The following is a 12,709-nucleotide window of genomic DNA, read 5'->3' on the forward strand; positions in this document are numbered from 1 at the left end:
TCCTTAACCCTCTGTTAAGGGCGTTTTTATTTTGAATGAACAACAATTAGCTGTAAAAAACGCGACTATTTAAAGCTTTGTATATCTGTTCACCGGTAATCTCCGGTACTATTGGCCAGAATTCAGGAGTAGGAAACATAAGGTTACCAGGCGTTCTGTTATGATTTCTATCTAGTTCATGAAAAGGTTCTGGATCATCCGTCTCGCTAAACCGATTCGTAATAAACATAAAATGACCTAATTCATGTGCGAGGAGATACTCATCTGTACTTGCATTTGTCATAATAATAAGCGGAAAAGAGTTATATGTTACAGCAAGAGTAGATGAATAGTCAAAATTAATAGGCCCAAATCTGTTTCCATTCATATAAAACACATATACATCAGCGTTTTGACAAATTTTTCGGCCAGTTTTAAGCATTGCTTGTACCATTGTGAGATGACTAGCCCCTCCAATTGGAAAGTTTTCCGCATTGCTAACAATGCCACTGATGTTTTCTAAAAAAACAAATGAACGTGTAATGGTAAATGTAACACCTTGGATTAATCGGTTTTTCTCATATTGTTTCCATATCCTATTAGCAGCCGCTATGTCTCTTTTTACACGGTTGGGAACTATAGACTGATTATCTTTGGAATTTCGATCAACTTTAGCTCCTGGTAATACGATTATACAAACATTTAAAGTACCTGTCTTAATAGTTTTGAAGTTATCGCTTATTAAATTCGATTTTATATAACAATCTTTGTGATCTTTCTTTTGAAGTTGTGACTGATTAGAAGAATCCGGGCCGTCTTTATAACTGTCATGATTATAATGTTTTTTTATGTGAATCACCCTTTCTTAAGTTTCTATTTATTTTATTCATTAAGAAAAAGAGTGCTTGTACAATAAGGTAAAAAGCCTTTTAATAAGAGGTTTTTTAGCATACGATTACTTCTGAAGGTGGCTACCCTTAAGTTTATGTAAAGTAAATGTTCAAGCCACCTTACATTTCATTCGTTAACTTTCATTTAACTCATGCTTCACAGTCAGTCATAATAATTCTAAATTACACTTAGGATTCATACAGTTTTTAGAAATTGAATATCTACATTAAAAGCGATAAAATAGAAGAAAAAGTGAATGGAAGAAATTTATCTAAAACACATTGGGCAACTAAAAGCCGCCCGGTAGAAATTTTACTCGATTTTCTCTATGAACTTAAAATACGGGAGGATTTTTTATGACAATGAATAAAGCATTAACCATTGCCGGTTCTGATAGCAGCGGCGGAGCTGGTATTCAAGCGGATTTAAAAACATTCCAAGAACTTGGTGTTTACGGAATGACAGCTTTAACAACAATTGTAACAATGGATCCCGATAACAGCTGGTCTCATAACGTATTTCCACAAGAAACTGCAACCGTTGAACAGCAGTTGAAAACAATTGTAAAAGGCGTAGGCGTACAAGCTCTAAAAACTGGTATGCTTGGCTCAGTGGAAATTATTGAACTAGCCGCAAAAACAATTGAAGAATACGATTTAAAAAATGTTGTAGTAGATCCTGTGATGGTATGTAAAGGAGAAGATGAAGCGCTTCACCCGGAAACAACTGTCAGCTTGCGTGATGTACTAGTTCCAAAAGCAACAGTCGTAACCCCTAACTTATTTGAAGCTAGTCAATTAAGCGGACTTGGCCCTATCAAAACGGTTGATCAAATGAAAGAAGCAGCCGTGAAAATTTCTGAACTTGGTGCCAAATATGTATTGATTAAAGGTGGAAGTAAATTAGCACACGAAAAAGCAATCGATTTGCTTTATGATGGAAAGACGTTTGAGATCTTAGAGTCTGAACGTATTGAAACGACATTTACACACGGTGCTGGATGCACATATTCAGCTGCGATTGCTGCTGAATTGGCAAAAGGCAGTGACGTCAAACAAGCTATTTATACAGCAAAAGAGTTTATTACAGAAGCAATTCGCCATTCATTTGCTTTAAATCAATATGTCGGACCAACAAATCACGGTGCATACCGTCGTAAAAAAGAAAAAGTAACAAACTAAAAGCATGCCTAAAGGCATGCTTTTCTATTTTGCTTATTGTTTGACTGTTTCAAGCGCATTTAAGATAGCTTGAGCTACGCCGTGCTCGTCATTGGTTCCTGTTACTATATGGGCAAACTCTTTAATTTCTTGAGGAGCATTTCCCATCACTACGGCACGTCCAACTCGCTGAAACATCGATACATCGTTATAATTGTCTCCAATGGCCATCGTTTCTTCTAAAGAAATATAGCGTTCTTGAACAAATGAGGTAACCGCAATTCCTTTTTGAGCATTTTCATCATTTATTTCAATATTTTCTTTACCAGATGCACTGACTGCAATAGAATCTAACTTCACAAGTTCTATTTTTGCCTGTTCTAACTTTTCTTCATCAAAAGAGAAAGCAAGCAGCTTATAAATGTCCTTGTTTGGATCTTGAAACAACGCTTCATACTCTTCAATAAGCTTTACTCTGCCGCTATTGAAACGCTCTTTTGCCGCTTCTAACGATTTTTCATAATTATCTTTTAAGCTAGCACTTAAATAAATATCCATTAATACGGACAAAGCTTTTTCGTAGTCATTTGAATACGTACCTTCACTTGTATAGACTTCAAAGTACAGCTGAAACTTCTTAAAAATATCTTCTACTTCGCGAATAGATTCCATCGTCATGCCTACTGAATATTGTTTTTCCCCTTGTGGATTGCGAAGCTCTGCTCCGTTTGCACAAATTAAATATGTATGAAGTCCTGCTTCTTCTAAAACATAACGGGCTTCTTCATAAGAACGTCCCGTAGCAACAACAACTTCCACCCCTGCCTTTTGAGCTGTCTTAATCGCTTGGGCATTTTCTTTACTTACAACTTGTTCACTATTTACTAGCGTTCCATCCATATCGATCGCAATACATTTAATCATGATGTACCCCTTCCTATGTATCTTTGCTCTCTTATTGTATTCTAGCATATGTTTTTTAGCGCTTTGCTACTTGCATGTAAAAGATTTACTAATTTTTTGTATACGCGCTGTTATAATCTGTTCCTTTTCTTGCTTTTTCGAAAACCTCTTTGACCGTCTTTAAATGCAAATCAGCTGTTGAATATACGTGAAAATTTACATCCTCTTCCCTCAGATGCTTACCAACGCCGATAGAAACCATATCTGTTTGATTAATAGCTTTTATACCTGCCTCTCCATCTTCTATTGCCACACATGCATAGGGTTTTACTTTTAATTGATCGGCAGCTGTCAAAAATATTTCTGGATCTGGTTTTCCCTTCTTGATTTTTCTCACATCCACAATACAATCAAAAAAAGAGCGTATTCCTAGCGCATCTATTACAGTATTTGCATTTGAACTAGAAGAAGCAATTCCCATTTTAATGCCTTGTTTTTTACAATCCTCTAACAACAATTGTATTCCTGGAAGTAAATGATCCCTTGTCATTTCCCTTATTAATGCTTGATAATGCTTATTCTTTTCATAAGCAAGCTGTTCTTTTTTTTCCTCTGTCAGCTTTACATTGCCTTGTGCAGCAATGAGTTCTACAGTTTTCACTCGGCTGATGCCCTGCAGCTGCTGATTCAGTTCTGGAGAAAATGAAACGTTAAGTTGATCTGCTACTTTTTTATTTGCTCTATAATATAAATGCACCGTATCTGCAATAACACCGTCTAAATCAAAAATAATCGCTTGTAGCTCTTCTTTTTTCATATTATCCTCCTCTGTACTTATCTTTATGCCATTACTTAAATGCTTTTATTACATTCCATCATGTTAAAATACCGTTGATATCGTTCACTTTATCATAAAAATTTTTTCATCATTTGTAATTCACGAATAATTTTTTCAAAAAAAGAGAAATTACAGTATTGCATTATGAAAGCCCTTTTATTACAATAGGTTTATGCAAACGGTTGCACTATCTTAAAGATATAGTTTATCAAAAAATAAAATGAAAACCCATACATAGGGGAAGGGGAAAAACTATGAAGAAGTTCTTTTCATTTGATTTTTGGCAGAAATTTGGTAAGGCTTTATTAGTAGTAGTAGCGGTTATGCCCGCAGCTGGTATTATGATTTCACTTGGAAAACTAGTTGCGATGACTGGGGGAGACATCACTGCTGTACAAACAATTGCACGAGTGATGGAAGATATAGGATGGGGCATCATTACAAATCTTCACATCTTGTTCGCTGTTGCCATCGGGGGATCTTGGGCAAAAGAACGTGCTGGCGGTGCATTTGCTGCACTCATTGCATTCGTTCTTATTAATCGAATTACAGGAGCCATTTTTGGAGTTAAAGCAGAAATGCTCTCAGATTCAAAAGCAACGGTTCAATCACTATTTGGACAAGAATTAGTTGTAAAAGACTACTTCACATCTATTTTAGGATCTCCCGCTCTTAACATGGGAGTATTCGTAGGAATTATCGCTGGTTTCTTAGGCGCAAATTTATTCAACAAATATTACAATTATGATAAATTGCCTGAAGCCCTTTCGTTTTTTAACGGCAAGCGCTTCGTACCATTTGTGGTCATCGGTGGTTCAGTTGTAACGGCACTGCTTTTATCCATTGTGTGGCCGTTCATCCAAGGTTCGCTAAACAGCTTCGGACAGTGGATTGCAACATCTAGAGATACAGCTCCTATTCTGGCACCATTTATTTTCGGAGCATTAGAGCGTCTCCTTCTTCCGTTTGGTCTACATCATATGCTGACAGTGCCTATGAACTACACGGAGCTGGGCGGTACGTACAAAATTTTAACGGGTTCTGGAGCAGGTTCCACTGTTGCCGGTCAAGATCCTTTGTGGCTTGCGTGGATTGCAGACTTAAACAACTTCCGCGCTGCAGGAGATATGGACAGCTACAAGCAGCTCTTACATGACGTTACACCTGCACGATTTAAAGTAGGACAAATGATTTTATCTTGTGCGTCATTAATTGGAATCGCTTTAGCAATGTATCGCAACGTAGATCCTGACAAACGTTCAAAATATCGTTCAATGTTCTTTTCAGCTGGACTAGCTGTTTTCTTAACAGGCGTAACAGAACCGATTGAATTTATGTTCATGTTCGCGGCGCCTCTTCTATACGTCGTATACGCCATTATGACGGGACTGGCTTTTGCCATTGTTGATATTGTTCATGTTCGTGTACATTCATTTGGCGTAATTGAACTATTAACACGTACACCAATGATTATCAAAGCGGGACTATGGGCTGACTTAATGAATTTTGTCATCGCCTGCCTTGTATTCTTTGGCTTAAACTTTGGAGTGGCAAACTTCTTAATCAAACGTTTTAACTTCCCAACGCCGGGACGCAACGGAAACTATATTGATGAAGAAACAACTGCAACAAGCAGCAAGCAGGTGAAAAATGATTCGCTTGCCCCAGTCATTATTAGACTGCTTGGTGGAGAAAACAATATTGAAGACGTTGATGCTTGTATGACTCGCTTACGTGTAACGGTAAAAGATATACATGCCGTTGCAGGAGAAAGTGAGTGGAAACAAAACGGAGCCCTTGGTTTAATCTTGAAAGATAAAGGGGTACAAGCTATTTATGGACCTAAAGCGGATGTTTTGAAATCCGACATTCAAGATTTGTTAGGAGCTTAACATAATGAAGCTATTAACGTTAAATTGCCACTCTTGGCAAGAGGAAAATCAGCTAGACAAGTTATCTTGTCTAGCTGAAGTAATTAAAAAAGAAAAATATGATGTCATTGCTTTACAGGAAGTAAGCCAAAAAATAGACGCACCTTATGTACATGACTACATTCGTAGCGATAATTACGCTTGGCTTTTAGCAAAAGAACTGGGTAAACAAGGTGAAGACTATCAATTGGTATGGGATTTATCTCATATAGGCTATGAAGTATATGAAGAAGGAATTGCCATTTTAACGAAACACCCGATTATTGAAGAGCATTCATTTTTTGTTTCACAGACGTCAAATATTGACTATTGGAAAACAAGAAGAATTGTTGGAGCAACAATTGAATATGAAAAAGAGCTCCTTACGTTTTATTCTTGTCATCTCGGCTGGTGGGATGACGAGGAAGAGCCATTCAAGCAGCAAGTTGATACACTGCTGGCTCATGTACACAAAGATAACCCGTTTTTCCTACTTGGAGACTTTAATAATGACGCTCATAGACGAAATGAAGGTTACGACTACCTGTTGAGTCAAGGCCTCTATGATACGTATACTCTATCGAACAAAAAAGATAGCGGTATTACAGTTAAAGGGAACATTGCTGGATGGGATGATAATGAACGGGCACTGCGCCTTGATCTAATTCTATCGAGTCATGCGCAGGATATTCAATCATCGACTGTAGTTTTTAACGGCATCCATTATCCCGTTGTTTCTGACCATTTTGGGGTAAGCGTTGAAGTGAAATAAGTGACATAAAGCGAACGAATAGCGTTCGCTTTTTTCTTGTGATTATGATTATGTGAAAATCATCTTCTTTACTGCTTTATCTATCGTTTTAGAAGTGTCCGATAAACTTTCGCATTTTAAAAAGTAGGTGTGCTATAATATTGTGATGTTGACGATATGCAACCCATTTTTGCATGTTTATCAATGAAATCGCTCAACTTAATAGTAAGATGATACATGTAAGCTCTATTTAAATGAACACCCGTTGTCATTATCATAAACTAATAAAGAAAAATAGGTGTGAAACAATCATGAAAATTTTGTTGATTTCAAATATGTATCCTTCTGAACAATTCCCGAGCTATGGTGTATTTGTTCAAAACACTGAAAAAATTTTAGTTCAACATGATATTCAAGTTGATAAAATTGTCATGCAAAAAAAGACAAGCAAATTGAGCAAGCTTTTTAGCTATGCTTCTCATTATGCTAATGTCATTGTGACGGGCTTAACAAAAAACTACGACTATCTTTACGTACATTATGCATCTCATAATGCTCTTCCGCTGCTGATTCTCAAAAAGCTAAAGAAGAATGTGAAGATTGTGACAAACGTGCATGGTTCAGATGTTGTACCTGAAGTAGCTTCACAGGAAAAATATCAGCCTAGAGTAAATGACTTATTGCACCATTCCACTAAAATTATTACTCCTTCTCCCTACTATAAAGGGCTCGTTGAAGAGAAATATAAGATTCATAACCCAATCTATATTTTTCCAAGCGGAGGAGTGAATAAAGATCTGTTTCATCCTTATGCAGATAAAAGCCAAGCTTATCAAGAATTAAACTTGGACCCTACTATCCGTTATATTGGATGTGTAAGCCGCATTGATGTGGGTAAAGGATGGGAATACTACCTTCAAGCAATTGCAAAAGCTGAACAACAAACTCCCTCTTCTTACAAATACCTATACGTTGGAAGCGGAAAAGACGAAGCTGCATTTAAGGAAATGATCAAGACTCTAGGTCTAGAGGAAAAAGTCATCCATTTCCCTCTGCTCCCTCAGTCTTCTCTTGCTTACGTATATAATGCGATTGAAGCATTCGTGTTTCCGACCGTAAGAAAAGGAGAAAGTTTGGGCTTAGTCGGCCTCGAAGCTATGGCTTGCGGAGCACCCGTGATTGGGAGTCAGATTGGTGGTCTAAAAGATTACATTATAGACGGAAAGAATGGTCTATTCTTTGAGCCTAAAAATGTAGACGAACTAGCTTCACAGCTACAGGCTTTTATTAATCTTCCTGAAGATGTGAAACAGCAAATGTCTCAACAGGCGTTACAAACAGCAAACCGCTACACAGTAGATGTAATTGCTGAACAGCTCCCAACAATTTTTTTTGATGAGGTGGAAAAATGAAAGTCGCAGTTTTAATTCCTTGTTATAACGAGGAAGTAACAATTGGAAAAGTAATTGACGATTTCAAACGCGAACTGCCTAGTGCAGATATTTATGTATACGACAACAATTCAAAAGATCGTACAAGTGAAATTGCACTTGAACACGGCGCAATCGTCAAAAAAGAATTCAAGCAAGGAAAAGGAAACGTTGTACGTTCAATGTTCCAAGAAATTGATGCAGATTGCTATGTCATGGTAGATGGGGATGATACGTATCCTGCAGAATTTGTTCATCAATTAATTGAGCCTATTAGAAATCGAGAAGCTAACATGGTCATTGGAGATCGCTTATCAAACGGAACGTATCTCGAAGAAAACAAACGTGCTTTCCATAATTTTGGTAACAACTTAGTACGTTCTTTAATTAACGGCCTGTACAAAAGTAACATTAAAGATATCATGACAGGTTATCGTGCGTACGATAAATTATTTGTAAAATCAATTCCTGTGATGAGTCCGGGATTTGAGATTGAAACAGAAATGAGTCTTCATGCGTTAGATAAACGATTCCGCCTAAAAGAAATCGCGATCGATTATCGCGATCGACCTGAGGGCAGCGAATCGAAACTTAATACGTTCTCTGATGGATTTAAAGTGTTACGAATGATTTTTACGTTATTTAAAGAGTACAAGCCGCTTCAGTTCTTCTCCATTTGGACAGTGTTGTTTATTGTCGCAGGATTAGCTGTTGGTGCTCCGGTACTTTATGAATTTTTTGATACAGGCTTTATTACGAAAGTACCTTCATCTATCTTAGCAACTGGATTGATGGTGTTAGGTGTTTTATCTTTCGTCTGTGGATTAATTCTAGATACAATCGCTTCATTAAATCGCAAGCAGTATGAATTAGAACTAAATAAAAAAATTGAACAGATTGAACAAGTAGGAGAATAACAATGATGAAGAATAAAAAAAGTATTTTACTGCTTATAGTAACAGCTTTAATTATTCTTATCGGTTTAAGTATTGGTAATCCAGACGGTGTTCACTATCTTTCCCTTTTTGCTGCACTTGTATTTACCAGCATAAGCTCTATTTTTATTTATAAAAATAGAGCTTATGCTTCATTTAAACCGCTAGAATGGCTATTGCTGATTGTTTTTTCGTTTATCGTACAGTTTTCACTTTTAGATAACTTACATATGACGAGCTCAACTATTTTTTCACTCGTTTTGTATGCCATCAGCCGTACTTTATTGGCAATGCTGCTGACGGCCGCTGTACTCAGCGCTATCAAACAGATAAACGATTTTCATTATACATTTGCACACCCAAAGCGGTATCTAGGAATTGTTACGATTCTTATTTTAGCCGTTAGTCTATATTACTGGTTCGCCTTTTTCCCAGCGGCCATGACTCCCGATTCATTAGCACAGTGGAGACAGGCACATAACGGAGAATTTAACGACTGGCACCCTATTATGATTACGTGGCTCATTATGCTGCTGACAAAAATATGGGATAATCCAGGCATTGTAGCGTTCACACAAATTGTTGTTGTAGTGAGCATATACGCCTATACGTTTGACTTTTTCATTAAACGCAAAGCACATCCTGTTATGATTGGACTTTTAACAGCTATTATTGTCATTATTCCAAGCTTTTTAATCTTTTCAATTATTATTTGGAAAGACATTTTATACAGTGCTTTTCTGCTGTTTTTTACGGTTAACATTGCAAAAATTTATCTGTCAAAAGGTGCTTGGGTTAAAAGTAAAGCGAGCTTTTTCTTACTTTTACTTTCCGCATTTGGAGTAGCTTTCTTTAGACATAATGGTTTTCCTGTATTTGTTTTGACTTTCCTTTTAATGATCGTCTTATTCAGAAAAAATTGGAAACCTCTTGTCACGATTTTTTTAGTCGTCTTTATTTTACAAAAGATTGTTACAGGACCTGTGTTCACGTGGCTTGATGTAAAACCTTCAGATCCAAATGAAGCTTTGTCTATTCCAACTCAACAAATTGCAAACATCATTTCAAATGATGGGGAGATGTCAAAAGAAGAGCGCGAATATTTTAATAAAGTGCTCCCTATTGAATTGTGGAAAGAAAAGTATAATCCATACAAAAGTGATCCCATTAAATTCACGTGGAAATACTATGACCGCGAATTTATTTTTAATGATTTAGGCCTTTACTTTAAGAACTATGCTAGCATTGTCATCAAAAATCCTTATCTAGCCACGGAAGGCTTTCTCAAACAAACAGCTTTAGTATGGCAAATCAATCCTTTTAAAGATGGCTACACGGATACGTATGTAACCAACATTTATTACGGCAATGATTTAGGTCTTAAAAATAAAGTAATCGAGCCTTTTATTACACATACTGCTAATGCTTATTTAGCTATTTTTAAGCACCCTGTTTTTACATTCTTATGGAAACCAGCTTTTTATCACTGTGTCATTTTATTATTTTCATTAATGCTAGTGGTTCGAAGAGGAATTACGTCACTTATTATCGTCATTCCGTGGGCTCTTAACACGCTTTCTGTTCTTGCAGCATTGCCGGCTCAAGATTTTCGATATTTATTAGCAAGCGTATTTGTGTCTTTCTTCTTTATTGGTCTTCCTTTTATCCGATTTGATCAGAAAGAAAAGGATGTGACCTCCTGATGGAGAGCAATTACAACAAAAAGCTAGGAATCACGCTCATTATCGTGGCTTCCCTGTTTACAGCTGTTGGACAACTTTTTTGGAAGTTGTCCGAAGCTTCATTTAACTTAAATTTAATTATTGGTTTTTTCCTTTATGGATTAGGAGCGGTGTTTATGATTGCCGCTTTTAAATTTGAAAGAGTTTCCTTGCTTCATCCATTTTTAAGCCTAGGATATGTAATCAGCATCGCTCTTGGTTTCTTTCTATTAAATGAAACCATTAGCCTTATGAAGCTGGTCGGTACTCTTATTATTATCGTAGGTGTAATTTTAGTAGGTGGCCAAGATGAATAGTATCCCACTTTTAATTATTATGACTCTTTTAGGTTCAGTTGGAGCTGTCTTTTTCAAGTATATTTCTACGTATTTAAATGAAAAAAAGATAAAGCTAGCGCTCATTTGTTTTGTGGGTGGCGGCCTTTTTTACGGGGCAGCAGCTCTGCTTAATGTGTATGTTTTAACGCTGTTACCTTATTCTATTGTATTTCCGCTCACGTCTATTACGTATATTTGGACATTAACTTTCGGTTACTTTTTAATTAAAGAAAAAGTTACAACAAAACAAGTTATCGGCTGTATTCTTCTAATTGTCGGATGCTTCTTTATTGCTAATAGTTGATGAGATAACTTGAAAAGGTAGGAGTTTCGCATGAAAAACTTAAAATTCGCGAGCATTTTACTGCTCATATCAACATTATTTTTGAAATTTTCTAGTATGATTCGTGATTTAGTTATTGCTAACTATTTCGGTACAAGTTATATCGTCGATTCATACAACGCAGCAATGATTATTCCAAACGCTTTTATTTTATTTATGTTAACGGGGATGAAGGATGCGTTTATCCCTAGTTATTTACGTTATGAAAAAGAAAATAAAGGAAAGGTTCATTTGACTAATATTGTTAAATCAACCTTTCTTATTTGTTTCATTATTTCGGTTCTCGGATCAATTGCTGCTTTCTTTTACTTTCCCGCTTCGTATTCTAATTTTTCCAAAGCAGCAATTGAACTAGGAATTTATACGGGCGTTATGTACTTCTTATCTCTTTCATTAGTTGGAGTGAATGCCGTATACGAAGGTGTATTTGATGCACGAAGTCAATATTCTTTCTCTGTGTTTTCTCAAACGGTTGTTGTACTATTTACGATTTTAAGTACAATCCTATTACATTCAATTATGGGCGGCTACGCAATTGCTCTTGGCTATTTTGTAGGAACAATTGCTTCTTTCTTAATTAAAGTTGTCTATTTTAAACCGCAGCACCTGCTGTTATGGAAGCAAAAAATTGACCGTGATGAAGTAGTGGCTTTTTATAAAGTATTCATCCCTGTTGGTGTAACCATTATGGTCGGTCAAATTAATTTAACTGTAAACTTCTTCTTTGCTGGTTCCTTTGGCGAAGGTGTTATTTCATACTTGAATTATGCTTTCAGACTTGTAAGTATTCCCCAGGCAATATTCGGGGTTACGGTCGCAACCATTATTTATCCGCTGATTGCAAGAGCCATTTCTGAAAAAGATGAAGAGCGCTTTAAATCGGGAATTGAAAAAGGGATTACGTTTATGCTGATGCTGCTGATTCCGACGATTGTTATCATGATCTTTTATATGAAAGACATTGTAATGATTGCTTACCAGCGCGGTGCATTTGACGCACATTCGACGTTAAAAACAACGGATGTATCTTATTATTACCTAGGTTCGGTGTTTTTCTATTCGCTGCAAGCTGTTCTTGCAAAAGGATTTTATTCTCTTCAAAAAGGTTATCTTATTATGAGAGCAGGCTTATTATCCATTGTGTTAAATATCATCTTTAACATGATTTTCACTAAATTTATGGGATACCAAGGATTAGCACTTTCCATGTCAGTGGTTGCCTTTTTCTATACGGCCATCGTATTCGTTATGCTGGCAAAACAAATCAATCACTTCCATTACGGATATCTAGTGAAAGAAACAGGAAAAATTCTTTTAGCTTCCGTACCTGTTGCTATCGTCATGTTCTTCTTAAAGGACATCGCATTTTTGAATTCATTACATGTTATCTTACGATTTGGTATTGTCTGTATTGCAGGTGGTTTAGTATACTTAATGTCGACGCTATTATGCAAAGTAGAAGGTGTTATGCTTTTAGTTAAAAGAAAACGTTAATTCACGTAAAACAGGA

The 12,709-nt window shown here is 36.4% G+C and carries 12 protein-coding genes; 9 read left to right on the forward strand and 3 right to left on the reverse strand.

Annotated features, from left to right (window positions below):
• Window positions 1-46: 46 nt before the first annotated feature.
• The gene (locus tag N178_RS17970) at window positions 47-838 is read right to left on the reverse strand and encodes a hypothetical protein (protein ID WP_045293884.1); all 792 of its coding nucleotides are present in this window, start codon (window positions 836-838) and stop codon (window positions 47-49) included.
• A gap of 388 nt (window positions 839-1,226) precedes the next feature.
• Between N178_RS17970 and pdxK the strand changes: the two genes are divergently transcribed.
• Window positions 1,227-2,051 (forward strand): pyridoxine/pyridoxal/pyridoxamine kinase, encoded by an 825-nt coding sequence (pdxK, locus tag N178_RS17975; protein WP_045293885.1) that lies wholly within the window; start codon window positions 1,227-1,229, stop codon window positions 2,049-2,051.
• Window positions 2,052-2,084: 33 nt separating this feature from the next.
• On the opposite strand, the gene N178_RS17980 is transcribed toward pdxK, so the two are convergent.
• Both N178_RS17980 and pgmB read right to left on the reverse strand, forming a co-directional pair.
• On the reverse strand, window positions 2,085-2,954 hold the full coding sequence (locus tag N178_RS17980; protein ID WP_045293886.1) for a Cof-type HAD-IIB family hydrolase: 870 nt from the start codon (window positions 2,952-2,954) through the stop codon (window positions 2,085-2,087).
• A gap of 88 nt (window positions 2,955-3,042) precedes the next feature.
• On the reverse strand, window positions 3,043-3,750 hold the full coding sequence (gene pgmB / locus N178_RS17985; protein ID WP_045293887.1) for a beta-phosphoglucomutase: 708 nt from the start codon (window positions 3,748-3,750) through the stop codon (window positions 3,043-3,045).
• A gap of 275 nt (window positions 3,751-4,025) precedes the next feature.
• Here pgmB and N178_RS17990 point away from each other — a divergent pair, with 275 nt between their 5' ends.
• The 8 genes from N178_RS17990 (at window position 4,026) to murJ (ending at window position 12,693) form a co-directional block, all read left to right on the forward strand.
• The gene (locus N178_RS17990; RefSeq protein ID WP_045293888.1) at window positions 4,026-5,663 is read left to right on the forward strand and encodes a PTS transporter subunit IIBC; all 1,638 of its coding nucleotides are present in this window, start codon (window positions 4,026-4,028) and stop codon (window positions 5,661-5,663) included.
• Window positions 5,664-5,667: 4 nt separating this feature from the next.
• Window positions 5,668-6,453: an endonuclease/exonuclease/phosphatase family protein gene (locus tag N178_RS17995; RefSeq protein WP_045293889.1), complete on the forward strand. Its 786-nt coding sequence runs from the start codon at window positions 5,668-5,670 to the stop codon at window positions 6,451-6,453.
• A gap of 290 nt (window positions 6,454-6,743) precedes the next feature.
• The gene (locus tag N178_RS18000) at window positions 6,744-7,844 is read left to right on the forward strand and encodes a glycosyltransferase family 4 protein (protein WP_045293890.1); all 1,101 of its coding nucleotides are present in this window, start codon (window positions 6,744-6,746) and stop codon (window positions 7,842-7,844) included.
• Complete coding sequence (locus tag N178_RS18005) at window positions 7,841-8,779, forward strand: glycosyltransferase family 2 protein (protein WP_013059871.1); 939 nt, start codon at window positions 7,841-7,843, stop codon at window positions 8,777-8,779. Before N178_RS18000 ends, N178_RS18005 begins: the two co-directional genes overlap by 4 nt.
• A gap of 2 nt (window positions 8,780-8,781) precedes the next feature.
• Complete coding sequence (locus N178_RS18010) at window positions 8,782-10,500, forward strand: DUF6020 family protein (RefSeq protein ID WP_045293891.1); 1,719 nt, start codon at window positions 8,782-8,784, stop codon at window positions 10,498-10,500.
• Window positions 10,500-10,835: a DMT family transporter gene (locus tag N178_RS18015; protein WP_045293892.1), complete on the forward strand. Its 336-nt coding sequence runs from the start codon at window positions 10,500-10,502 to the stop codon at window positions 10,833-10,835. The genes N178_RS18010 and N178_RS18015 overlap by 1 nt, the downstream gene beginning before the upstream one ends.
• Window positions 10,828-11,160 (forward strand): EamA family transporter, encoded by a 333-nt coding sequence (locus N178_RS18020; RefSeq protein ID WP_014457712.1) that lies wholly within the window; start codon window positions 10,828-10,830, stop codon window positions 11,158-11,160. The genes N178_RS18015 and N178_RS18020 overlap by 8 nt, the downstream gene beginning before the upstream one ends.
• 30 nt (window positions 11,161-11,190) lie before the next feature.
• On the forward strand, window positions 11,191-12,693 hold the full coding sequence (murJ, locus tag N178_RS18025; protein ID WP_045293893.1) for a murein biosynthesis integral membrane protein MurJ: 1,503 nt from the start codon (window positions 11,191-11,193) through the stop codon (window positions 12,691-12,693).
• The last annotated feature ends 16 nt before the right edge of the window (window positions 12,694-12,709 follow it).

Origin of the sequence: Priestia aryabhattai B8W22 (assembly GCF_000956595.1) — a bacterium.
GTDB classification, from domain to species: Bacteria; Bacillota; Bacilli; order Bacillales; family Bacillaceae_H; genus Priestia; species Priestia aryabhattai.

Bases quoted from the DNA above. Each gene is read 5' to 3' on its own strand.
- pdxK (WP_045293885.1), top strand. From the start codon at position 1,227: ATGACAATGAATAAAGCATTAACCATTGCCGGTTCTGATAGCAGCGGC.
- N178_RS17980 (WP_045293886.1), bottom strand. From the start codon at position 2,954: ATGATTAAATGTATTGCGATCGATATGGATGGAACGCTAGTAAATAGT.
- pgmB (WP_045293887.1), bottom strand. From the start codon at position 3,750: ATGAAAAAAGAAGAGCTACAAGCGATTATTTTTGATTTAGACGGTGTT.
- N178_RS17990 (WP_045293888.1), top strand. From the start codon at position 4,026: ATGAAGAAGTTCTTTTCATTTGATTTTTGGCAGAAATTTGGTAAGGCT.
- N178_RS17995 (WP_045293889.1), top strand. From the start codon at position 5,668: ATGAAGCTATTAACGTTAAATTGCCACTCTTGGCAAGAGGAAAATCAG.
- N178_RS18000 (WP_045293890.1), top strand. From the start codon at position 6,744: ATGAAAATTTTGTTGATTTCAAATATGTATCCTTCTGAACAATTCCCG.
- N178_RS18005 (WP_013059871.1), top strand. From the start codon at position 7,841: ATGAAAGTCGCAGTTTTAATTCCTTGTTATAACGAGGAAGTAACAATT.
- N178_RS18010 (WP_045293891.1), top strand. From the start codon at position 8,782: ATGATGAAGAATAAAAAAAGTATTTTACTGCTTATAGTAACAGCTTTA.
- N178_RS18015 (WP_045293892.1), top strand. From the start codon at position 10,500: ATGGAGAGCAATTACAACAAAAAGCTAGGAATCACGCTCATTATCGTG.
- N178_RS18020 (WP_014457712.1), top strand. From the start codon at position 10,828: ATGAATAGTATCCCACTTTTAATTATTATGACTCTTTTAGGTTCAGTT.
- murJ (WP_045293893.1), top strand. From the start codon at position 11,191: ATGAAAAACTTAAAATTCGCGAGCATTTTACTGCTCATATCAACATTA.